The sequence below is a fragment of the Spiroplasma culicicola AES-1 genome (assembly GCF_000565175.1).
GTDB classification, from domain to species: Bacteria; Bacillota_I; Bacilli_A; order Mycoplasmatales; family Mycoplasmataceae; genus Spiroplasma_A; species Spiroplasma_A culicicola.
The window spans coordinates 1,115,906-1,139,972 of the sequence record NZ_CP006681.1; the positions used below are offsets into that span (position 1 = coordinate 1,115,906).

Below are 24,067 nucleotides of genomic sequence, written 5' to 3' on the forward strand. Positions count from 1 at the left end.
CATTTTTTTATTTATTAAATTACACATGCATCACATTCATAATTTTCACTATCTTCTAAAACTTCTTGTCTTACTCTAACATAATAAATTGAGGCACATCCTTTTTTGAATGCACGAATGTATGCTTTGTTTAAATCTCTTGTTGTTACTTTATCTGTCATAAATAAAGTTAATGAGATTGCTTGATCAACGTGTTGCTGAGCTGCAGCTGCAATATCTATAATTGGATCTGGTCCAACTTCATAAGCGCCAAGAGAATAATAACCAATATTGTCAAAATTCATTTTATATGCAGGCACATATACTCTTCCAAGTTTTCCTTCTTTTCTAACTTCAACTGGTGCAACCACTGGTTGAAGACTTGGTGTACAAGATGATAAATAACTAATTGAACCAGTTGGTGCAACAGCAAGTAAGTGAGAGTTCGCTAGTCCTGTTTTTTTAATTTCACTTACTAAATTAATTCAATCTTGTTTTGAAGGAATTGAAATATTATATTTAGTGAATATATTCTTAACTTTTTCAAATTCAGGTGTCCATTTATTTTCATCACAAGTTGTATATTTGTCAAAATAAGTTCCATCAGCAAATTTTGTTTTTTCAAAATTTTTGAATTTACCAAATTTAATTGCTAATTTATTTGAAGCTTTAAATGAATTGTAAGCCATTGCATAGAAAAACATATTTGTAAAATCAACTGCTTCAGGGGCATTATAATATATTTCATTAGTTGCAAGAAAACCATGTAGGTTCATTGCACCAAGTCCAACAGCATGATTATTTTTATTTCCATTTTCAATTGAAGGTGCACTTGATAAACTTGAAGTTCTTGAAACATGATCAAGTGCTTTAATTGATTCAAAAATCATATTTTCAAATTCACTTCCTGCTTCCATTGCTTTTGCAATGTTGATACTTCCTAAGTTACAACAAATATCTTCTCCAACTTTTTTAAAACTTAAATCTTCATTAAATTCACTTGGAGTTGAAACTTGAACAATCTCACTACACAAGTTACTCATAACAATTCTTCCTGGATGTGCATTTCTATTATTAACAGTGTCATCAAATAAAATATAAGGATATCCACTTTCAAAATGTAATTCTGCAATTACTTGAAATAATTTTCTTGCATTGATAAAAGTTTTTTTAATTTCTTTATTGTTAATCATGTTGTCATATTCTTCTGTAATTGAAATATCTGACATTGGTTTTTTATAAACTCTTTCAACATCATAAGGACTGAATAAAGCCATCTCTTTATTTTCTTTTGCAAGTTCAAAAGTAATATCTGGAATTACTAATCCAAGTGAAAGAGATTTGATTCGAATTTTTTCATCAGCATTTTCTCTTTTTGTATCTAAAAATTGTAAAACATCTGGGTGGTGAGCATTTAAATAAACTGCACCAGCTCCCTGACGTTGTCCAAGTTGATTTGCATATGAAAATGAATCTTCCAAAATTTTCATAACAGGAATTACACCTGTTGCTTGGTTTTCAATATTTTTAATTGGTGCGCCAAACTCTCTGATGTTTGTCAAACATAATGCAACTCCCCCACCTCTTTTTGAAAGTTGGAGTGAAGTTGTTACTGCTCTACCAATTGATTCCATATTATCTTCAACTCTTAATAAATAACAAGAAATATATTCTCCTCGTTGTTGTTTTCCTGCATTTAAAAATGTTGGCGTAGCTGGTTGAAATCTTCCAAGCATAATTTCTTTTGAAATATTTTTAGCTTCTTCAATATCTCCTCCACCAAAGAAAATCGAATTCATAAAAACTCTATCTTCATAATTTTCTAAATAAAGTTTTTGATCAAAACTTTTTAATGCATATGCATTATAAAATTTTAATGCTCCCATGAAACTTGGAAACTCATGATTATATTCATTTAATTGTTCTCTTAATGAAATTAAATCTTGTAAATTATATTTTCCAATTAATTCTTTATCTCAATAATCATTTTGTGTTAAATAATTTATTTTTTCTTCAAAGTTTTTGAACTTCATTCTTTTAACTTCAATTTCATTATCAATATATTTTTTTGCAGCTTGACGATCAATTTCAAAATTTGATCCATTTTTTTCAAATATTTTTACACGCGCATTCAACGCAATGTACTCGTCTAAACTATTTTTATTTAAATTGTTGCTCATTTATTTTTACCTACTTTTCTCAAAACTCTTTTAAAATTTGTTTTACTTGTTCAACATCTCCTGCTGTACCAAGTAATTCAAATTGGTATAACAATGGAACGTTTAATTTTTTTGAAATGATTGGTCCAGCAATTGCAAAAGTATCACCAAAATTTGTATTACCCGAAGCAATTACTCCTTTACAATAATTTCTATTAACCTCATTATTTAAAAAATTAATTACTGGTTTAGGAACTGCTCCCTCAATTTTGTTTCCCCCAGCTGCATAAGTTGGAGTTATTAAAACATAATCCCTATCCATTCTTAATTTATTTTCAACTTCCATTGGTATTCTTGAATTATCGATTGCTAATTTTTCTATAAATCTATGTGTATTATTTGATCTTGATGAGAAATATACGACATGAATATTTCCACTTGGTTTAATAACTACATCAGAAGAAACCATCACTATATCTTTGTGCATGGTTTAAAAATCTCAGTCATCATCATCTGTCTCTTCAGTTACTCCCATAATGTATGAAGATCCATTACCTGAAAAGAAATCATGATTTTCATCTGCTCTTGCAGATAATTGTGTAAATATTTCTGGTTCTATTTTTGTTTCTTCTAATGTAAATGGTGATTCATATCCTAAGTTTTGTAAAAATTTTCCTGCGTTGTAAACACTAAAGCGAATTGCATCTTCTGCTAATCCAAATCCATCATACAACTCATGTAAATATTTTTTTTCTAAATCAATTAATTTGTACAATAAATCAAAAACAAATTCTTTCATTTCTTTTTGTTTTTCAGCACTTAGTTTTTCAACTTTTCTTTGATACTTATACCCACTGTAATAATTGTGAATCACTTTGTCTCTTAAAATTAAGCGAATGATATCTGAAGTATTTGGCAATTTACCTCTTGCAGATAAATAGAATGGTAAATAAAATCCACCATACAATAAAAATCCAGGCATTAAAGCCGCAGCCACTTTTGATTTAAGTGGATCTTTATCTACATAATAAGGAATTAATTCTTTTGCTCTATCTTGAAGTGATTGAGTATCAATAACTCATTGATGTGCTTCTTCAATTTGGTCACTGTTACATAAAGTTGAAAAGATTGTTCCATAACTTCTTGCATGAACTGCAACCATAAAAGCAAAGTTTGTATAAATTACTTGTTCGTGATCTGTTAAAGAGTGATCAACTTGTGCTACATCTCCAACAGTTGCTTGAATTGAATCAAGTAAAGTTAATCCTGTAAAAGTTCTTGTAACTAATTGTTGCCATTCTGGTGTTAAAGTTTTTCATGAAACTAAATCATTTGATACAGGAATTTTTTCTGGTAATCAAAAATTTTGTGTAACCCTATTTCATACTTCTAAATCTTTTTCATCATTCATCACATTTCAGTTTACACTTCTCATTTTGCCCTGAAAATTATTCATTGCATATTCGATTGGTGAAACTGACTCATTATAATACTTATTTTTCACGTTTTTCATATAATCTCCTTTATTGTTTATAAATAAGGACAACTAAAAAGCATCTCTATAAAGGGATGCTGAATAAATATAAGAAAATTATTTTATTATATACCAAAAAATGGTATTCAAAATAACTCTGTTAATTCATCCCCAGGAATAACATAATTGTGAAAATAGCAGACCGGTCTTCTGGCTTAGCTTCATTTTACTAACTACCCTTCTCAAAACAAATTGTTTCAATGGTTACTTGTAGTTTTCATCAGCATTACAGTTGCTGGGACAGCAAGAGACTTTCACTCTTTTCCCGTACATCTATATTTTCAAGGCTATTTAGTTGTAAAGTTATATTACTATACCCCTAGTAAAATATCTATAACTTTTTTTATAATTATAAAAAATATTTTTTAGACCAATAAATATGCTAATAAAAACTCTCAACCTAAAATTGAGAGTTTTTATTACTTACTATTTGCAATTTTATCTTTATAAAATTGTTTTTTATAATTTATAAAGTCTTTTTGAGCAGCAAGTTCTCTTTCCTTTTTTAAAACATTCTTTTCTTGTTTTAAAATCATTTGAAAACGTTCTTCTAGAGAAGAATCTCCAAGTTGGACTAAATCTAAATAATGTTTTATATCAACTAAATTCATACCTGTATCTTTTAAACACAAAATTGTGCGAATATGTTCTAACCCTTCTTCAGTTGCATAACGACGATTGTTATTGTCTCTTTGCATTCTTGGAAATAAGCCCTTGTCATCATAATAGCGAATTGCAGATTGACTAATATCTAGTAACTTTGAAATTTCTGTTAAATAATATTTTGTCATATTATGATTTATCAATCTGTTTTTCATTGATTTCACTATAGCGATGACCAAGAAGTTCGATACTATCAAGTTGATCTTTAATTTGTTTTAATTCTTCTTGTGTAAATTTTAAATTGACAGCCTCATTATTTTCTTGGATTCTTTCAATTTTTTTAGTTCCAGGAATAGGAACTATTCATTCTTTTTGATTTAATAACCATCCTAAAGCAACTGCTGCTGGAGTTGAATTTTTCTTTTCAGCTATCTCTTTTACAATTTCAACAAGTTTCATGTTTGCTTCTAAATATTGAGGATTATTAAATCTTGGAATTGTATTTCTAAAATCATTTTCTTCAAATACCATGCCTGGTTTAACTGTTCCTGTTAAAAATCCTTTTCCTAGAGGACTAAATGGTACAAAACCAATATTTAACTCTTCTAAAGTTGTTAATAATTCTTTTTCAGGTTCTCTTCAAAACATTGAATATTCACTTTGCACAGCTGTGACTGGACAAATTGCATGAGCTTTTCTAATTGTATTAACTGATGCCTCACTTAAACCTCAATGTTTAATCTTTCCTTGTTCAATTAATTCTTTCATTACAGTTGCTACTTCTTCAATTGGAGTATTTGGATCAACTCTGTGTTGATAATACAAATCAATATAATCAGTTTGTAATCGTTCAAGAGAACCTTCAAGTGCTCGTAAAATGTTTTGGCGACTACTATCTAAACCAACAGCTTTACCATTTTCATATTTAAATCCAAATTTTGTTGCAATTACTACTTTATCTCTCATATCTTTAAATGCTTCACCAAGTAGTGATTCATTAGTAAATGGTCCATAAATTTCTGCAGTATCAAAAAAAGTAATTCCTTTTTCATATGCTGCTCTTAAAACTTTAATGCCTTCTTCAATTGGGGGAAAGGGAGGAAATGACATTGATAATCCCATTGATCCAAATCCCAATTCAGAAACTTCTAAATCTTTTCCTAAAATTCTTTTTTTCATTTTATACCTCATTCTATTGTAAGATTTATAACCTACAATTAAATTATATTTAGTTCAAGTAACTTTAAGTCAAGCAATATTTTAAAAATTAATAAAATAATGAAATCATTTTATTTTCAATCTTTTTTGCTGGTTTATTATAATTCATATAAACTTGTTCAACTCGTGGATTTAAAACAAAACTGTCTTTAATAGAAAGTTGGTTAGTGTTTTCAACTAAAAGTTTATTTAAATATAAAGATCCATTATATTTTTCACTAAAATTGACTTTACTAGTTTTTAATTCTAATTGGTAAACTCCACTTGGAGTTTCAAAAATTAAATCAACTTGTCCAATAAATTTCATTGCATGATTTAAATAGATAAAAACTTTATCATAGTGAATTTTAGAAACTTTATATTTATAAATAAAAGAATTTAATTCACTTATAAAACGTGTAGCAATTGCTTGATGATTTGCATTTTTACAATCATTTTGAGCTAATTTAATTTTTGGACCAGTTTTTAAAGCTATGCTTTTAAAAACAAGACTTTTTATACATTCTATTTGTTGAATAGAATTGCTAACAACTTGTTCTTTTAAATTATTAATAAAGGGATATGTTTCTAAAAGAATTTCATAACTATTGGTAATATTAATTGTCTTATCTTCATTTTGATTTTGTTTAATTTCTTCTAAGTAAATATTTTTAGCCTTATCTATTTCTTTTATCAAAACAAATTTTTGAATTTCACTATCCCATTTTACATATTGACTTACATCATTTAAAGTTAAATTATTCATAACTATATAATATAAAAAAATAATGGCTTTGACCATTATTTTTGATTATAAGCATATTTAGTTGTTAATGAGTCAATAATTGCTCTTGGATTTTTTGCTTCCATTTCATTAACAGTTCTTGTAATTGACTCAAGTTGTTGAGCAATTGCTTGAAATTGTTGTTGTAAAGCTTCAGTATTTGAGTTTCCCAATGAACTAATAGCAGATTCTAATCTTGCCATTCTATCTTCCATCTCATTTAGTTTTTGATTATCAACAGCTGGAGCAGCAATTGGTGCTGGAGCTGGAGCTGGAGCTTCAAAACTTGGAGCTGGTGCAACTGGTGCACTTGGGATTGGTGCTTCAAAACTTGGAGTTGGAGCACTTGGTGCAGTAGATTGAGTTGAAGGCATTTCTCCAAATTTCATTTCCTCTACATTTTCAACAACTCTATTATCTTGTAGCATTTCATCAAATGTCATTCCCCCAAAAGTTGGTGGAGCAGAAACTGTTGCAACAGCTGTTGTACCATTAGCAGCAGCTCTCTTCTCACGTTCTTTTTGTTTTGCAGCTGCTTTCATAGCAACTTGGAATAACAAGTCTGGTTGTTTAAAACTCAAGTCTGTATAGATCAATGTTTTATCAGCATTTGCTGGTTCTGCAATTGCTGGTAATTGATTTACATCCATATTAATAGCATATGCTAGTCTTGCTTGTAACTCAGCATCTAATTGACTTTTTGAAACAGTTGTAGTTCCGTGAACTTTAGTTTGAGGTGCCACAAATGTTTCTGGTAATTTCATTTCTTCAATGTTTTCAACAATTCTATCATCTTGTAAAACTTCATCAAATGTCATTCCCCCAAAAGTTGGTGGAGCAGAAACTGTTGCAACAGCTGTTGTACCATTAGCAGCAGCTCTCTTCTCACGTTCTTTTTGTTTTGCAGCTGCTTTCATAGCAACTTGGAATAACAAGTCTGGTTGTTTAAAGTTCATATCAGCATAGATTGCATTTTTATCTGTATCAGGTGCTTGACTAGATGCAGGCAGCTGACTTGGATCCATGTTAATTGCAAATGCTAATTTAGCTTGCAATTGTGCATCCAATTCTTGTTTAGATACTCTAGTTCCATGAACTGTAGTTTGAGGTGCCACAAATGTTTGAGGTACGCCTGGTTTGTTTCCACCACTATATCTTTCATGCAAGTCTTCAATATTTGGATCAACAGCAGTTGAAGATTGACCTCCAAATGCAGCTGTTGCTTCATCAATTGAACCTGTTTGGAAATTTGCTTCCATTGTAGGAGCTGATGGTGTTGGTGTTACTGGTGCAACTTGTGGTTGACTAGTTTGTTGTTGTACATTGTTTTGAACAGTTTGTCCTGATCCCTCTAATACTAGATAGGCAATGTTAAACTCTTCTGGTAATTTTAATTTTTTGCTTAAACCATTAACTTTCATAACTTTAAAGTTAAATTTGTTTGTAGCTTTTTCTTTTTGAACTGAAGTCATTCATGCAGCTTTAGATTGTAAATCTGCTCTTAATGCTTCTAATTGATCTCTATAAGTTTTTCATTGTAAATAAGCTTTTTTAGCTTTTGGATTGTTAAATTGTGGTTCTGCTTGCGCTGATCCTGATTGAGCTGTTTGTACACTTGTATTTGGTAACACTAAGTATGGAATTTTATGAGATTTGTTTAATCCCAATATTCATCCAAAGAAATTTAACTTCTTAACTTTAGCATTGAATTTTTTAGTGTATTCTGCTTTTTGTTCAGGAGTTAGAGTTGGGGCTTTCATTTGTAGCCCTAATCTAAATTTTGCTAATTCGGCTTTATAGCCATTGTATTTTTCATATTTAGCTTGTCATTTTGGTGACTTTGATTTTTTTGGCAACGCAGAATTATCATTTATTTTTGCTTTCCCATTTTGGTCCAGCATATTTTTTTGATTTCCCTGATTTGTAGTTTCCGAATCTACGTTGCCAGTTAACTTTCCCTCTTTACTTACCTCTTTTTCGAATTTTCTTTCTTCTTTGTAAATTGAGATTAAGTTTCTTTCTTCAGCATAATTATTCAATGCTTCTGAATCGAATAATACAGCTTCTAATAATACTCATGCAACTAATAAACATCCAGATACGATTAAGATAATATTTTGTCCGTATAATAATCCGAATGCTGGTACTAATACTAATAATGATTTAATAAATGGTTTTGAAATTTTTTGACGTTTTTTTGCTCTAACTAATTCCATTACTGCAACAGTAATTAATCCCGCTGATAAAGCAACCATTAATCCTGCAGTAACGAATAAGTGTCATTGTGGAATTGCTCCACCTTTTATCATCATTAATAAAGTAGGTGTAATAACTCAGTTGTTTGGTGCTCCACCTGCTCCTGCACCAAATCATGGAATTGAATATGGTTGAGATGACATTCAATCAAATAATTTAAATAAAAAGTTTTGTGTTCCAGCTGCTTTTTCAAATCATAATGTTGCAGTTAATGATAATGCTGCAAATGTTAATAAGAACAATGCTGCAACCATTACTATTGATCATGCAAGAACTATAAGTAATATAAACATAATGAATCCTCCTTGTTTTATTTGTTATTGATGTTAGTCCAGTTTCCTGGAACATCTATTAAGTTTTGATTTTTATTTTCTTTGACTGCAAATGATTCTTGAATATTGATACCAGCTTTTGACTGATGTTCTTTTGTTAATTCATTCAATTTTCCCTTTATGGTTTCAAAGTCCCTTGGGTCTTCAATTTTTTTGTGTTCCATAATGGTTGCTTTATTTACATCCAAAGGATCGTTTACTCTTTTTGGTTGTGTAAACATATTGTTAGTTTTGGAATCTGCAAGAATTGCTGGGTTGAACCCATGTCCACCCATTCTTTCAATTCTCTCTTGTTCCTCTTTTTTCTCGCGTTCCTCTTGTTCTTCTTGCTTTTTTTGCAAGTTTAAGTCAACACGAATTCTGACATTGTTATCCAGTCCTGAATCATATTCCTCTTCTGGTTCTTCTTCTTCAAGTTCTAAACTACTGGGAAATCCAAAACTCATTCCCGGTGGCATATCTGTTGATGATGCACCCATTGGTTCAAAACCCCCTGGGGCAGCCATCATACTTGGTCCAGTTTCTGGTTGAAAACTTGGACTAAAACTTGGTTCACTTATACTAGCACCAATGTCTGGCATTGGACTAGGTTCAGGTATACTAGGTATTTGAGTTTCAAATGTTGAACTTGGATTATTCATTTGTGGAGCACTCATTGGTGGTGCTTGTTCAAATGATGGTATTGGTTGTTCAGGCATAGCTGAAGCAAATGTTGTATCGCTTTGTGGCAATGGATTATTTACTGGCTCAAAACTATTGTTTGATGTTTGAGACATTTCTTGACCATATATAATATAGCCATTAATTTGACTCAACATTGCTCCTCCAGCATCAGTTGCTTGTGCTCCAATTACAAATGATTCACTAAATTCAAAGACGAATTTAAGATTTATTAATTGATTAAATAATTGGTTTATAAATTGAACTGTTTTAGTAGTTTGAGTTAATTCTAAGGTATTAAATCCTCTTAACATTATCAATAATTGTTTTGCATTTAAACCATACGCTTCAAACACTTGCATGAATTCTTGTTGAATTCTTTCAATTGGATTTTCAATTGCAAAGTCTTCTAAGATTTCGTCAACTTCAGATCCTGTTTTACCATAATCTGTTGCGGCTAATAATAATGATGTTTTTTCTCACAATACTCTTTTATCATCCAAATTAATTACTGGTAAGATATTAACTATTTGTTTTAATAAGAACAAGAATGGAGCACCATATAAATGGGCTTCTTCTGTATCAATTAGATTTTTTTGCTCTTGGGATAGTTGACTTACAAATGAATCTGAAATTGTTTGTAAGTTTGTATCTCCTCCCATTAAAACAAATAGTTTACCTTGAACATTATTTTGATTCAACATTGAAATAAATGTTGCAGTTGTAACTTGATTTGGTTTTAAATTAGATTCTTGAATCGGTTGCATTATTGGTTCACTCATCTGAGGAGCACTAATTGGTGGTGCTTGTTCAAACGAAGGTACACTTGGAACTGATTCCATTGGCATACTTGCTCCAAAATTTGGAGCTGGACCACTATCAAATGATGGGGGTACTTGAGTAGCAATTGTTTCATTCATTAGCGGTGCTTGTTCAAATGAAGGTGCATTACCTGATGAACTAAAACTTGGGGCTGGACCAGAGTCCACTACTGAACCAAAGTTTGGTACAGTTGAACTACTCTCAAACATTGGTTGTTGTGTTGGAGAAATCACTGGTTCACTCATCTGAGGAGCACTCATTGGTGGTGCTTGTTCAAACGAAGGTACACTTGGAACTGATTCCATTGGCATACTTGCTCCAAAACTTGGAGCTGGACCACTATCAAATGAAGGCATACTTCCTGGTGTTTCAAAACTTGTTGGTAATGGAGTTGCCTCCATTGATGAACTAAAACTTGGGGCTGGACCAGAGTCCATTGGAGCTCCTGCAAAAGGATCTCCTCCCATTCCTCCAAAAGGACCTGCTCCTGAATCATCAGAACCAACTCCCATTCCAAATGGAGGGACTTTTGTTTGATTAGTTTCACCTATTAAACTTTTAATAAAGGATGGCATAACACCTTTTTCTTGTGTTAATCCCATTTGTGCTCCTAATCTTGCATATTTTTCACGTTCTCTAACAGCTTCTTCTTGAAGTTTTTCTGCTTCTTCACGTTTTTTTCTCATTCTTTCAAATGGATTTACATACACGAATATTCCCCCCTTAACTATATTAATTATAGCATAAAAATTGAAAGTTTTTCACTAAAATTGTTGCATTGCTATATTTACTTTGGTATTATATATGCTACCTTTTTTTCTTGTTATTTATGAAATCTACAATAATTGAAGGCTTATTTTTAAGTTCTTCTGTAAAAAAACAACTTACATTTTCACTGAAGCTTTTTAACTGTTCATGTGTTATTAAAAAATCTTTACCAGTTTTATTTACACTTGTAGAAAAAATTGGACCAGTTACATCAATTATTTGTTTCAAATCTTTTCTTTGAATCAAACGTATAGCATAACTTAATGTCCCTTTTTGTTTTTGATAGATTACTGTTGTTGGTTCTTGAGATTGTAGTGCTTCAATAATTTGATCATTTAAATCTATAAATTCTTGAGCTTGATCTAAATTAGAAACTAAAATAATTAGTCTTTTATTTTCAGAACTACCTTTTAAATCGTTAATTCTTAATTCATTTTCTTGACTAACAAGTGAGCTCAATCCATAGATTGTATCTGTTGGTAGAATCACTATTTGATTGTTTAATAAACATTCAATAGCTAAATCAATCTCTTTTTTATCTAACAGTTTCATATATACCCCTTAGTACATAGATATTATAGCACAATTTTTTTGAAAAGTATAATATAATACACTACTATATTGCTAATTGCAAATTTTTAATGAAATAAAATAAAATAAAAACCCCTATAATAAAGGGGTTTTTAAAATTTTTCAAATTTTTTTAAAATTTTAGTTCCCAAAATTGTAAAAACAATAACTGTAAATGCTGTTGAAATTACGGTTTGAGAAACATATTGCATACCATTTAATCATAAATAATTAATTTTATTTTGGTCTTTTCAAACATCATTACCAAAAATATTAATTAAGTTTTGTACATCCTCTTTACCATTTAAAATTTTTGCTATATTATTTTCATTTCAAAGTTCTGTAATAGCATTTATTTCATAAATTGAATATGTATTAATTGCAATGATTGTTAGCATTTCAATTAATAATAAAACAAATTGTAAAATAAAGAAGTTCTTATTAATTTGTATTCCCTTAATATAAATCAATGCAAAAATACTAATAGTTCCAAATAAAAAGCTTGAAGCAATAATTGGTAAATTTGCAATTGCAAAGTAGGTTCCTTGATTAGAAATTTCACTTAACTCTGCTATATCAAGTAAATCTGGCGCAATAAAAGTTCAATTTAATAGTGAAGATATATTAGCTGAAGGAATTGACAATGCAATTACATATGCAAATTGGGGCATAAATATAATTATTGCCACAATTAACATTCAAATAATTAAATTTTTATCATTATTAATTGAAATTTTATTTAACAATAAAGCAATCTTACTTTGATCAATATTCTTTTTAGAAATCAAATTTACATTAATTTCTTCATTTTGACCAATATGATCTGTACTTAAATTTGAATTAAATACAGAAAAACTTATCATAGTAATTAAGATTTGAATTAAGCTTATTCATCATGTTAGTGCTTCACTACTTCATTCATAATTTTGATTTGCTTGATAATTTTTTGCAAACTCATTTGCAAAATCTGATTCAAAAATCATATTTGCATTATTTGCCCCAATAAAATTATATAAAGTATAAAATGTTGAATAATTGTATTGTGCAAACGCCATTAGAATTAAAGATATTAAGAATGTAGCAATTGTTGTTGCAGTAAAAAAGTTTTTTATTAATGGATGTTTAATTTTATTTCTAATAATAAATGGATAAAAAGATAAAATTATAAATCCCACTATTAGAAATGAAACAGAACTCCAAATTAATGACATAAATAAAATTTTAGTTGGTAAAAAATAATTTGGAAACTGTAGTTTTATATCTGCAAAATTATTTAAGTAAATTTTTATATTTGGATTTATATAAAAAATCATAATAAAAGTTAACGAAGGTAAGAAAATTAAAAAAAGAACTATAAATATATTTATAAGTTTACTTACATATATTTTTTTATCGCTGTTCTTTTTCATAAATTAAACTCCTAATTGTTTTTTATAATAAAATAACGCCAATTATTTGAATAGTCTTTTTTAAACTCTATATTATATTTTAAACCTTTATCATTAAAAATTGAATTGAGAATTTGTTTTTGCTCAAAACCAAATTCACAAATAATTATTAAATCAGGATTTAGATCAAAAAGTTTTTCTAAGTTATTAAATAAAATTTTATAAAAATATAATCCATTATCTTGGGCAAATAATGCAAGATGAGGTTCATAATTTAAAGTCTGCTTTGCTAAATTTATGTCTCCATGTTCAATGTATGGAGGATTAATGACAATATAATCTGGTACAATTTTATTTTCAAAGATTACATTTAAAAAATCTGCTTGATGAACTTGTGCTTCCACTTGCATTTTCATTAAATTAATTTTTGTAACTTCAAGTGCATCATTACTAATATCTGATAAATATAAATCAATTGATGGTTCTTTTAACTTTAAACTAATTCCTAGACAGCCACTACCACAGCAAATATCAATTACAGTTTTATTTTTTAAATCATAATTTAATAATTGCTCAACTAATAATTCAGATTCTATTCTTGGGATTAAAACATTTTCATTAACATAAAAAGTGTTTTCAAAAAAGTATTTTTTATTTAAAATATAGGCCAATGGTTTATTTGATTTCAATTGTAAAATTATTTCAAAAAAAAGCTCCATTTCATCTTTATTAAGTAAGAGATTAATAAAGTCTTGAATGGAGTCATCTTTCTTAATATGAATTAAGATTTCATTAAATGAATTTCTATCAAGAACATCTTGATATTGTTCAAAAAGTTTTTGAGCTATCATTATTTACCTTCAATTTGTTGGGCAATTAATTCTTTCTGTTCATTATTAATTAATTCAGTAATAATTTCATCAATGTTACCTTCTATAACTTGGTCTAATTTATTTAAAGTTAAGTTAACTCTGTGATCTGTAACACGATTTTGAGCATAATTATAAGTTCTAATTTTTTCGCTTCGAGCCCCAGTTCCTACAGCACTTTTTCTCATACTTGCAGCTTCAGATTGTTGTTTTTCAAGTTCAGCTTCATAAATTCTTGCTCTCAACATTGTCATTGCTTTATCTTTATTATCATGTTGACTTCTTCCATCTTGAGAAGCAGCAACTACTCCTGTAGGAATATGTGTAATTCTAACAGCAGAATCTGTTGTATTAACATGTTGTCCCCCAGCTCCACTAGAACGATATGTATCAATTCTTAAATCTGCTGGTTTGATATCAACTTCAACATCACTAATTTCTGGCAATACTGCAACAGTTGCTGTTGAAGTTTGAATTCTTCCTTTTGATTCAGTTTTTGGAACCCTTTGAACTCTGTGACTTCCAGATTCAAATTTCATTTTTGAATAAACGCTTTCACCTTTAACCATGAAAGAAATTTGACTAAATCCTCCTGCAGCTGATTCATTTTGATCCAATACATCAATTTTTCAATTATTTTTTTCTGCAAATTTTGCATACATTCTAAATAAATCACCTGCAAAAATATTTGCTTCATCTCCCCCAGCAGCTCCTCTGATTTCAAAAATAACATTTTTATCATCATTTGGATCCTTTGGAAGTAACAACAATTCAATTTCTGCTTCCACTTTTTCAATGGCTTCCTCAGATTCATCTAAAGTCATTTTAGCCAATTCTCTCATTTCTGGATCCTTTTCATTTTCTAAAATTTCTTTAGCATCTTTTAAATCTGATTCTATTCTTTTGAACTCAAGATATTTATTTGCTGTTTCATCTAAACTAGATCTTTCTTTATTCAAGTCAGTCATTAGTTTGATATCTTTTAAAGTTTCTTCTTTTAAAAGTTCATCATCAATAGTTTGTACTCTTTTAAGAATAACCTCTAATGCTTCTTGTGTTTTTTTGTTCATAACTTTACTCCTAACTTGGTTTTATATAACAGTGACGACAACGCGCTTCATACTTTTCATTTGCAGAAATTACAACTAAAGGTTCATTTGCTTTAGCTGGAACTCCATTTACAATTCTTTGTGTTCTGCTGGCATTTCCCCCACAGATGAAACAAATAGAAGTTAGTTTATCAACATATTCTGCTTGTACTAATAGCTTGTCAACATTTTGAAATGGATCGTTACGATAATCTTTGTCTAAACCATTTGCAATAACGATGATCCCTTCATCTGCAAATTTTGATAATACTTCAACGATATCTGTATCAAAAAATTGTACTTCATCGATTCCAATAATATCTATGTTTTTAGTTTTAGCAACTACATCTTTAATTTCTTGCGAATTTTTTGCAGGGATTGATGCAATACTCATTCCTGAATGTGAAAAAACATCAGTTTCAGAATAGCGATCATCAATTTTTGGTTTAAAAACTAATACCTCTTGTTGTGCATATTTATATCTTTTAAGTCTACGGATAAATTCTTCTGTTTTTCCAGCAAACATACATCCAGTGATTAACTCAATTCACCCACGTTTTGATTTTGGATTGATTCTATAGCTCATTTTATTATTTTCCTCTTTTACTTTACAAAAATTATTATAAGTTATTATCTACAAGTTTTTTCAAATCATTTACAAGATTATCAACATCTTTAAAATCTTTTACTTTTGCACCTGCAGCATACATATGACCTCCACCTGAATACACGGCAGCCACTTTATTAACTTCATATTGTCTTGAACGCATTGAAACTTTAACAGCATCATGAACTTTACTTTCATAAGCAATAAATCAAATTAAAATTTCTTGAATTCCAGATAATGTTCCCAAAGATAATTTAACTTCTTCTTCTGTTAAAGAAAGGTCTTGTCAATCTTCATCTTTAATTTCAATATAAGCTATTGGATAGCCCTCTACAAATTTAGCTTTATTAAATGCTCTATTTTTTCATTTAGCAACAACTAATGGTTGAGAATAAAGATTTTCATAAACTTCATTAATATCAACACCACATTCTATTAATTTAATTGCAGTTTTAAATGTAATTTCATTTGTTTTTCTAAATAAAAATCTTCCTGAATCTGTAATTAAACCATAATACAAATAAGTGGCAGCTTCTTTTGAAATTTTTCAATTGTTTTGTTCACAAATACTTACAACAGTTTGTGTACAAGCAATTGAAGCAACATCAACAATGCTATTATCTGCATAATCATCTACATTTGGATGATGATCTATTTTAAAAATCTCTTTAACATTATCTTTAAATGAAAAATCAATTCGCTCAAAGTTAGCAACATCAACTGTAATCATTAATGATTCTTTAATAATATCTTCTGTTAATACTTGTTCATCTTCAAATAAACCTGCGCTCATTAATTTATTTCCAACAACATAAACATTTTTATTTTTAAAATTATTAACAATAATTTCTTTTAGTCCTAATGCACTACCTTGTGCATCTCAATCTGGTGCAATGTGCTTTGCAATAATAATATTTTGATATTCATTAATTTTTTCTACAAGTAATTTTGCATTTTCGTATTTCATATATACTCCTTTTAAATCTTTTTAAGAATTGAATCTTCACAAATATAGATTGTCATTTTTGATTTATGTTCTAATTTTTTATCTGAATAGAAAAATAATCTTGTTCCATTTTTTAAAATAAGTTCATAAACTTTATCATCTTTAAAGTCATCAGTTTCCTTAACAATTACATCAGCTTCTAAAATTATATTTTTCAAATTCTTTTTGTTAGTGTAAATTTTAAATGGATCAATTAATAAAAATCCTTCACTACTATAATCTCCATCTAAAACTTTAACTTTTTGGTTTACTAATTGTAAGTTTTTACCATCAAACTCATATGCAATTCTATTTTTATTATAAAAGATTTGACTTCCATATGTGTTTCATTCATTTTTTAGTAAATCACTAAATTTTGTTTCTTTTATATTTCCATTTTCAATTACAACAACTTCTTTTGTTAAATCGTGAATATTTTCAATTTTGCTCTCTAAAAAAATAGCACAAAATCTTTTATCAATTTTTTGTAAATTATTTACAATCTTAATTAATTGTTGACAATCTTCTTTTGATAATTTTGCAAGAACATTGTAAAAGATTATATTGTGTTTTTTCATATAAATTGATTCTAGTAATTTAAAGTAAACTGTATTGATTGCTGTAAATTTAAAAGTACTTTGAATAAAATCAAATGACATTTCTAATTGATCTGCTGTGGAGTTAATTCAACCACTTGCTTGTGAATAGACAGTTGTAATTGCTTTTCTATATTTTTGTTTTTCATCCCTAAACTCTTTCATATTTCCATCTTTGACAGTGTCGTGTAATACTTTTTGATGATATTGATGCATTACTTCAACAATTTTTCCTCTTAAAATTGTTGCTTCATCAAATAGAGCTTCAAAAAACATTTTTTCTTGTTTTTGTCTAAATTCAAAGCGTTGATCATATGCAAGTTGTCTTCAATTAAATAAATGGTCAATTTCTTTAATACGTTTTGCTTTTATAGATGAAGATTTAGAAACTTCAAATTTAATTTGTTTTTCTAAACTTTTAATAATAAATTTATTTTTTGAAATTTTTCTTTTAATAGTATTAATTTTTAAATCTATAATTTTTAATTGTTTTCTAACAACGAAGTTTTGTTCTGTAAATGCTAAATATTTTGCTTTCTTTTTCACAAATTTATCTTTTGATTTTTTAGCATTATATTCACATGTACATAATGAACTTAATTCCAAGAATGAATAAACTTTATCTCATAAACTTTGTAAGAAAGTTTGTAATAGTTCAAGGTTATGATTTTTTTCAATTAAATAATAATAGTCTTTAACAATAATACGAATATGTTCATCTAAAGTACCATAATTTTTCTCTAATTTAACATCATTAAACTCAACAATTTGTTCTAAGAATTGATCTAATCATTGTTCTTCAACTTCTGTTGAGTTAACAATAAATTTTGATATCATTTCTTCAACTTTATCTCTCATATCTAAATCAGTTTTATTATTATTTGAAGTTGAAAATGATAAGTAAGAATATTTAGTATTAATATAATTAATCTTTGCATTAGTATAAAAATTCTTATTTAAAAGTAGTGATCAATACAATCAAAATTTTTCAGGTCATCTTCTAATTAATTTATTTCCTGGTTTAATAACAGCAACTTTTCTTTTTGTTCATTGTTTATTAACTTTATCAAAACCATCAATTTTGAATTGACCATTTTTAACTAAGTATTTTCCAGCAAGAATATTTTTAAAAGTACTTTTAACTTTTTCTTCACCAATAACAACCGAAATTACTTCTCCTGAATTTAGTTCAAAATTTACTTTTTGAGGATAGACTTTTTTATTAACAAATTCTGCATTTTTTATTTTAAAACTCATATTCTATACCTCCATATTTATTATTTTAACTTAATATCTAATTAAAAATAAAAAAACCAGATAACTGGTCATTATTAATATAAACTACTTGTTATTTTTTCTCTTTTTTAGCGTTTTCTGCTTTTTGAGCATCACTTGCAGCTTTTTGTTCAGCTACTTTAACATCTTTTTTTGCAAATTTTTCTTTGAATTTTTCAACTCTTCCTTCAGCATTTGCAAATGACTGTTTTCCTGTGTAATATGGGTGACAGTTTGAGCAAGTATCAATTCTTACTTCTTCACCTCTTGTTGATCCTGACATAAATTCATTACTACATGTTGTACATACGAATTTTGCTTCAAAATATTTTGGATGTATATCTGCTTTTGGCATATCAATCACCTCTCCTTTTTTCTATAAAATAACATTAAGTCCAATACAAAACTAATAATAACATATATTTTAAAAGTTATGCATTAATTTTATCTATTTTATCTCAATCAAATATTTTCTTTAAACCTTTAATAATTAAATTTACAAAGGGACCAGTTAAAAAAGTAAAAGCAATTGTTCCAATTCCAAGATTTGTTAATAAGAATTGTGTTTTTTGATTTCAATCTCCAGGAATAAAAGGAAATAAAATTAAACCAGGAACAAATATCAAGAGATCCATTAAAACTCTAGATATAGCATAGTTTAAACCAGTTAGATTTTGAAATGAACTTGCATAACTATTATATGGTCCTAAACTCATATTGGCATGAACTCACATTGCAACTCCAATACAAAACATAACAAAACCTCCAATAAATATTAGATTTCTAATATTTTGAGAAGTGGACTCACTCATAATTTGTTCAACTGCAACCACTTGTTTTAGATATAATTGCATTAATAAAGGTGCTAAAAAAACAATAATAATATCACAAATTAAATTAATAGTCATTTGAATTGTACTTACACTATTTTTTTCTTTTAAATCTTTAATAATTTTGGGAAGTGAAAAAGCAATACTTAAAATAACAAACAAGGCCAATATCAGATTGTAAATTAAAATATAAATTCCTTGAATAACTTCACTTGTCATAGAACCATTACTCATATCATAACCATCAATCATGGCACTGATTACATAAATTGTAAAGTCCATTTGGCTCGCTCCAATTTTTGTTGTTGTATAAAATGCTATTCCTAATGTACTTATTGCAAATCCAAAAATAAATAAAAAGAATCTTACAAGTAAACTTCTTCACCTTAACTTAACATTTTCTTTCATTTGCTCATAATATAATTTCAATTCAATCACCTTTGTTAATTATATAAAAAAATAGACTCTTAAAAGTCTATTTTTCATATTTAGTTTTTAATGCTTCTTTCCCACCTGAATTGTATTTTTTAATTCAGTTTCTTAATGACACAACACTGACATTTCTAGTAGGGGCAAAATTAGATGCAGATACACCTGATTTTTTAAAATCCTCTATTATTTTAATTTTTTCATCAGCGGTTAAATGTACTTTCATTCATTTCTCCGACCTTCATTATTCTTTTAATTAAGCTTTTCCGTAGCAACCAAACATTTTAGTTAATTCATTAAATGTTTCTTTTAAAGCGTTAAATCCTGGTGCTAATAATTTTCTAGGATCAAATCCTTTAGCCTCATCATCTAAGTCTTTTTTGTCTTCTACGTATTTTCTTGTTGCATCTCTAAATGCTAATTGTAATTCAGTATTTACATTAATTTTTGAAATTCCCAATTCGATAGCTTTTTTAACTTGATCTTGAGGAATTCCAGATCCTCCATGTAGTACCATTGGTAAACTACATGCTGATTGTAATTCTTCTAATGTTTCAAATGATAATGTTTTTCATCATTCTGGGTATTTTCCGTGAATATTTCCAATTCCAGCTGCCAACATTGAAATTCCTGTTGTAGCCATTTCAGCTGCTTGTTTTGGATCACCAAGTTCACCTTCACCAACAACTCCATCTTCTTCACCACCAATTGAACCAATTTCTGCTTCAACTGATACTTCATGTTCATTTGCAAAGTCCATTAATTCTTTAACTTTTGCAATATTTTCTTCATATGGTAAGTGAGATCCATCAAACATTACTGATGAATATCCAGCTTCGATACATTTTTTAGCCATTTCTAATGATTGACCATGATCTAAATGTAAAGCAACAGGAACAGTGATATTTAAATCTTCTAATAACCCGTTAACCATTCCTACAATTGTTTTTAATCCACCCATATATTTAATTGCTCCTTCTGAAGTTGCAATAATTGTAGGTGTATTTGATTCTTGAGCAGCTAGTAAAATCGCTTTTGCTCACTCAAGGTTATTAATGTTAAAGTGACCAATTGCATATTTACCTGCATGAGCATCTTTAACCATTTGGCTAGCATTAACTAGTCTTGCATGATATTTTTTTGACATAAAAATATTCCTCCCAAGTCTTATTATACAACCTTTATAGTGTATATTTAAGGGAATATGAAAAAATCGAATAAACTTATAAGTTTTGATCTTTTATGATTTGACCATCTTCAAATTCAATAATTCTATTGCAATAACTTTTAATCATATCAAGATCATGATTTATGATAAAAATTACTCGATATTTGTTCTTATACTCTTTAATCTTTTCACCAATTTGCTTTTCTCATTTATTGTCTAAAAAATTAAATGGCTCATCTAAGATTAAAATATCATTGTTGAATATTTCTAATAACATGAATTTAAATCTTTGTTGTTGACCTGGTGACATTTTTGAATAACAATGGTTTTTATAATTGTGCAACTTGTAATCTTTAAAAAGTTTTAGTAAATCAATATCACTTTTTGCATTATTTTTAAGCATATCTGCTATATCAAAATTTTTGAGCATCCCTAAATTTGTTATTTGTTGTAAAACATCATATTTATATTCATTTGGTTTAGAAATGTTTTTAGTGTCTAAATATAAATATAAGCATTTCATAAATGTTGATTTTCCTGATCCATTTTCTCCAACAATTCCAATTACATCATTTTTATTTAATTTTAAATGATTAACTTCTAATGTAAAAAATGAAGATACTTTTAACTTTATATTTATTTCATCAATTGAATTATTTTGTTTTTTTGAATATAAAAATAGAAATAAAAATACACAAATTGTTATTAATGTTAATAAAATTACTATTCAAAAATGGGGATTTAATGAATTTAATAAATAAATATTAATTATAGGAATAAAACTGACAATCAAATATACTATATAGCTATCTACCATTGTAGATATAAGTAGAGATATTTGAAAATAATTAAATGCTATATTTGCACAAATAAATATAATTGATAAATCACGTTTAGCAGGTAATTTATAAAATAAAAACATTAAAATAAATATTATAAAAATAATGTTATCAAATAAATAATCATACATAAATAAAATAACTCCATAATCATGTATTTGATTATGATAATAAAATAATTTTCAAAAAAATTGAATAAAAACATTAAAAAAACAAATGATCAGGCCAGTTAACATATAGCTAAATATTATTTTTCTAGGCTTTATATTTGTACTTGTAGTATAAGTTCATAGTCCATTTAAATAATCATTATATAGATAAATGACCATTATTAATATAATTAACAAATTTCCTACGTTTAATTGTATATTGCTTCAAATTGGTGTGATATTAGATAAAAATTTTTCTTCAGAAAATGTTAATATATCAGCAAATAATGGAAAGTATGTAAAAAGTAAAATAGGTGCAATGATATATCATCTATTTAATAATCTTTTATAATTTAACTTCAAAATTTTTTTCATTTTTTTCACTCTTCTTAATGTTTATATTATATACCCCAGAATTTATATAAAAAGTAATAAAAAATAACACATAATAATTTTTGATTTCAAAATTAGTTACATTGCCAAAAGCTATTACTTGTAAAAGTAAAATGCAGTGGTATTTATAAATACCACTGCATTTTCATTATTTTTCTTATTTATTTTTACTTGCAGCTTGTACAAATCCTTTAAATAAAGCATTTGGTTTATTTGGTCTTGAAGTAAATTCAGGGTGATATTGAGCTGCAATAAAGAATTTATGTTCTGGCAATTCAATAATTTCTACAAGGTCTTTTTCTTGGTATATTCCAGAAAACTTCATTCCTGCTTTTTCAAACATTTCTTTATAGTCATTATTAAATTCATAACGATGTCTATGTCTTTCAATTGCTTGATTTGTACCATATAATTCTTTGGCAAGAGTCCCTTCAACTAAATCAGTTACATATCTTCCCAATCTTAAAGTTCCCCCAATATTTTCACGATCTTTTCCTTCCATAATATCAATGATAGGATTTTTTGTATTAGGATCTAACTCTGTTGTATGAGCATCACTTAAATTTAAAACATTTCTAGCAAATTCAATACATGCAATTTGCATTCCTAAACAAATTCCCAAATAAGGAATATTATTAACACGAGCATAATTTGCTGCCAAGATTTTTCCTTCAACTCCAGATTCACCAAACCCACCAGGAACTAAAATAGCGATTGCTCCTTCTAAATTTGCTTGAATATTTTCTTTTGTCAAATGACGAGCATTAACTCATTCAAATTTAATTTTTTTATTAATATCATATCCAGCAATTTTTAAAGATTCCATTACTGATAAATATGCATCACTTAGTTCAACATATTTTCCAACAATATGAATTTTAATTTCTTCTTTTGAAGCATCAATATTTTCAACAAATTTTTGTCAATCTGAAATATTTAAAGTATTTAATTTTAATTGCAATTGTTTTGCCACAATATCATGAAGATTTGTTTCTTTTAAAATTAATGGTACTTTATAAATTGAATCTGCATCAGGACAAACTATTACATTTTCATTTGGAATATTACAGAATAAAGAAATTTTATCTTTTAATCGATCTTCAATAATTCCTTCAGTTCTTGCAACAATTACATCAGGTTGAATTCCTAAACTTAGCATTTCTTTTACTGAATGTTGAATTGGTTTAGTTTTATATTCTCCTGACACTCTTAAATATGGTAAAAGTGCTACGTGAATAAACATAACATTTTCATGGCCTTTTTCCATTCTTACTTGACGAATTGCTTCAATAAAAGGTTGAGATTCAATATCTCCAACAGTTCCCCCAATTTCACTAATAATAACGTCTGCTCCGCTTTTTTCTCCAGCTTTATAAATTTTTTCTTTAATTAAATTTGTAATATGAGGAATAACTTGAACTGTTTTCCCTTCATATTTACCAAGTCTTTCTGTTTCTAAAGCTTCTGAATAAATTTTTCCTGCACTTGTTGATGAAACTTTAAATAAGTTTTCATCAATAAATCTTTCGTAGTGTCCTAAATCTAGGTCAGTTTCTCCACCATCGTCTGTTACAAAAACTTCTCCATGTTCAATGGGATTCATTGTACCTGGATCTATATTTAAATATGGATCAAATTTTTGCATGAAAACTTTAACCCCAGAATTCTTTAATAATACTCCTAAAGAACTTCCAGTAATTCCTTTTCCAAGTCCAGAAACCACTCCACCAGTAATAAATATATATTTTGTCATCTTTTTATCCTCCTAAAAATAAAAAGTAGTCGTT

General features: G+C 27.9%; 21 protein-coding genes and 1 riboswitch. All 21 genes read right to left on the minus strand.

Annotation, left to right across the window (positions count from 1 at the left end):
* Nucleotides 1-14: 14 nt before the first annotated feature.
* The 21 genes from nrdE to SCULI_RS05285 all read right to left on the minus strand — a co-directional run bounded on the left by nrdE (nt 15) and on the right by SCULI_RS05285 (nt 24,033).
* Entirely contained in the window at nt 15-2,159 is a 2,145-nt protein-coding gene (gene nrdE, locus SCULI_RS05185) for a class 1b ribonucleoside-diphosphate reductase subunit alpha (protein WP_025363578.1), read from the minus strand.
* A 10-nt stretch (nt 2,160-2,169) separates the two neighbouring features.
* The gene (nrdI, locus tag SCULI_RS05190; protein ID WP_025363579.1) at nt 2,170-2,625 is read right to left on the minus strand and encodes a class Ib ribonucleoside-diphosphate reductase assembly flavoprotein NrdI; all 456 of its coding nucleotides are present in this window, start codon (nt 2,623-2,625) and stop codon (nt 2,170-2,172) included.
* 3 nt (nt 2,626-2,628) lie between these two features.
* Complete coding sequence (gene nrdF / locus SCULI_RS05195; protein ID WP_025363580.1) at nt 2,629-3,651, minus strand: class 1b ribonucleoside-diphosphate reductase subunit beta; 1,023 nt, start codon at nt 3,649-3,651, stop codon at nt 2,629-2,631.
* A gap of 143 nt (nt 3,652-3,794) precedes the next feature.
* Nucleotides 3,795-3,964: riboswitch (cobalamin riboswitch) on the minus strand.
* 127 nt (nt 3,965-4,091) lie between these two features.
* Nucleotides 4,092-4,490: a MerR family transcriptional regulator gene (locus SCULI_RS05200; protein WP_053230343.1), complete on the minus strand. Its 399-nt coding sequence runs from the start codon at nt 4,488-4,490 to the stop codon at nt 4,092-4,094.
* A complete protein-coding gene (locus SCULI_RS05205; protein WP_025363582.1) occupies nt 4,465-5,454 on the minus strand; it encodes an aldo/keto reductase in 990 nt (329 codons plus the stop codon). Before SCULI_RS05205 ends, SCULI_RS05200 begins: the two co-directional genes overlap by 26 nt.
* An 88-nt stretch (nt 5,455-5,542) precedes the next feature.
* Nucleotides 5,543-6,238 carry a hypothetical protein gene (locus SCULI_RS05210; protein WP_148294477.1) on the minus strand — a complete coding sequence of 232 codons (696 nt, stop codon included), beginning with the start codon at nt 6,236-6,238 and terminating at the stop codon, nt 5,543-5,545.
* Between the two features lie 35 nt (nt 6,239-6,273).
* Entirely contained in the window at nt 6,274-8,805 is a 2,532-nt protein-coding gene (locus SCULI_RS05215; protein ID WP_025363584.1) for a hypothetical protein, read from the minus strand.
* A gap of 17 nt (nt 8,806-8,822) precedes the next feature.
* Complete coding sequence (locus tag SCULI_RS05220; RefSeq protein WP_025363585.1) at nt 8,823-11,036, minus strand: hypothetical protein; 2,214 nt, start codon at nt 11,034-11,036, stop codon at nt 8,823-8,825.
* A gap of 97 nt (nt 11,037-11,133) precedes the next feature.
* Nucleotides 11,134-11,646 carry an L-threonylcarbamoyladenylate synthase gene (locus SCULI_RS05225; protein ID WP_053230344.1) on the minus strand — a complete coding sequence of 171 codons (513 nt, stop codon included), beginning with the start codon at nt 11,644-11,646 and terminating at the stop codon, nt 11,134-11,136.
* 131 nt (nt 11,647-11,777) lie between these two features.
* A complete protein-coding gene (locus tag SCULI_RS05230; RefSeq protein ID WP_025363587.1) occupies nt 11,778-13,073 on the minus strand; it encodes a hypothetical protein in 1,296 nt (431 codons plus the stop codon).
* A gap of 11 nt (nt 13,074-13,084) precedes the next feature.
* Nucleotides 13,085-13,903, minus strand: a complete 819-nt coding sequence (prmC, locus tag SCULI_RS05235) for a peptide chain release factor N(5)-glutamine methyltransferase (RefSeq protein WP_025363588.1) — start codon at nt 13,901-13,903, stop codon at nt 13,085-13,087.
* Nucleotides 13,903-14,991, minus strand: coding sequence for a peptide chain release factor 1 (gene prfA, locus SCULI_RS05240; RefSeq protein WP_025363589.1), 1,089 nt, complete (start codon nt 14,989-14,991; stop codon nt 13,903-13,905). The genes prmC and prfA overlap by 1 nt, the downstream gene beginning before the upstream one ends.
* A 10-nt stretch (nt 14,992-15,001) precedes the next feature.
* Entirely contained in the window at nt 15,002-15,595 is a 594-nt protein-coding gene (locus tag SCULI_RS05245) for a thymidine kinase (RefSeq protein WP_025363590.1), read from the minus strand.
* Between the two features lie 34 nt (nt 15,596-15,629).
* The gene (locus tag SCULI_RS05250; protein ID WP_025363591.1) at nt 15,630-16,583 is read right to left on the minus strand and encodes a DHH family phosphoesterase; all 954 of its coding nucleotides are present in this window, start codon (nt 16,581-16,583) and stop codon (nt 15,630-15,632) included.
* A gap of 11 nt (nt 16,584-16,594) precedes the next feature.
* Entirely contained in the window at nt 16,595-18,454 is a 1,860-nt protein-coding gene (locus SCULI_RS05255; protein WP_025363592.1) for a P-loop NTPase family protein, read from the minus strand.
* A 91-nt stretch (nt 18,455-18,545) separates the two neighbouring features.
* Nucleotides 18,546-18,827, minus strand: a complete 282-nt coding sequence (rpmE, locus tag SCULI_RS05260) for a 50S ribosomal protein L31 (protein ID WP_025363593.1) — start codon at nt 18,825-18,827, stop codon at nt 18,546-18,548.
* Between the two features lie 76 nt (nt 18,828-18,903).
* A complete protein-coding gene (locus SCULI_RS05265) occupies nt 18,904-19,731 on the minus strand; it encodes an SPE_1075/MLC_0560 family membrane protein (RefSeq protein ID WP_148294478.1) in 828 nt (275 codons plus the stop codon).
* 46 nt (nt 19,732-19,777) lie between these two features.
* Nucleotides 19,778-19,957, minus strand: a complete 180-nt coding sequence (locus SCULI_RS05270; RefSeq protein WP_025363595.1) for a helix-turn-helix domain-containing protein — start codon at nt 19,955-19,957, stop codon at nt 19,778-19,780.
* Nucleotides 19,958-19,987: 30 nt separating this feature from the next.
* Complete coding sequence (fba, locus tag SCULI_RS05275; protein WP_025363596.1) at nt 19,988-20,878, minus strand: class II fructose-1,6-bisphosphate aldolase; 891 nt, start codon at nt 20,876-20,878, stop codon at nt 19,988-19,990.
* A 76-nt stretch (nt 20,879-20,954) separates the two neighbouring features.
* Nucleotides 20,955-22,262 carry an ATP-binding cassette domain-containing protein gene (locus SCULI_RS05280; RefSeq protein WP_025363597.1) on the minus strand — a complete coding sequence of 436 codons (1,308 nt, stop codon included), beginning with the start codon at nt 22,260-22,262 and terminating at the stop codon, nt 20,955-20,957.
* A gap of 175 nt (nt 22,263-22,437) precedes the next feature.
* A complete protein-coding gene (locus SCULI_RS05285) occupies nt 22,438-24,033 on the minus strand; it encodes a CTP synthase (RefSeq protein ID WP_025363598.1) in 1,596 nt (531 codons plus the stop codon).
* Between the last annotated feature and the right edge of the window lie 34 nt (nt 24,034-24,067).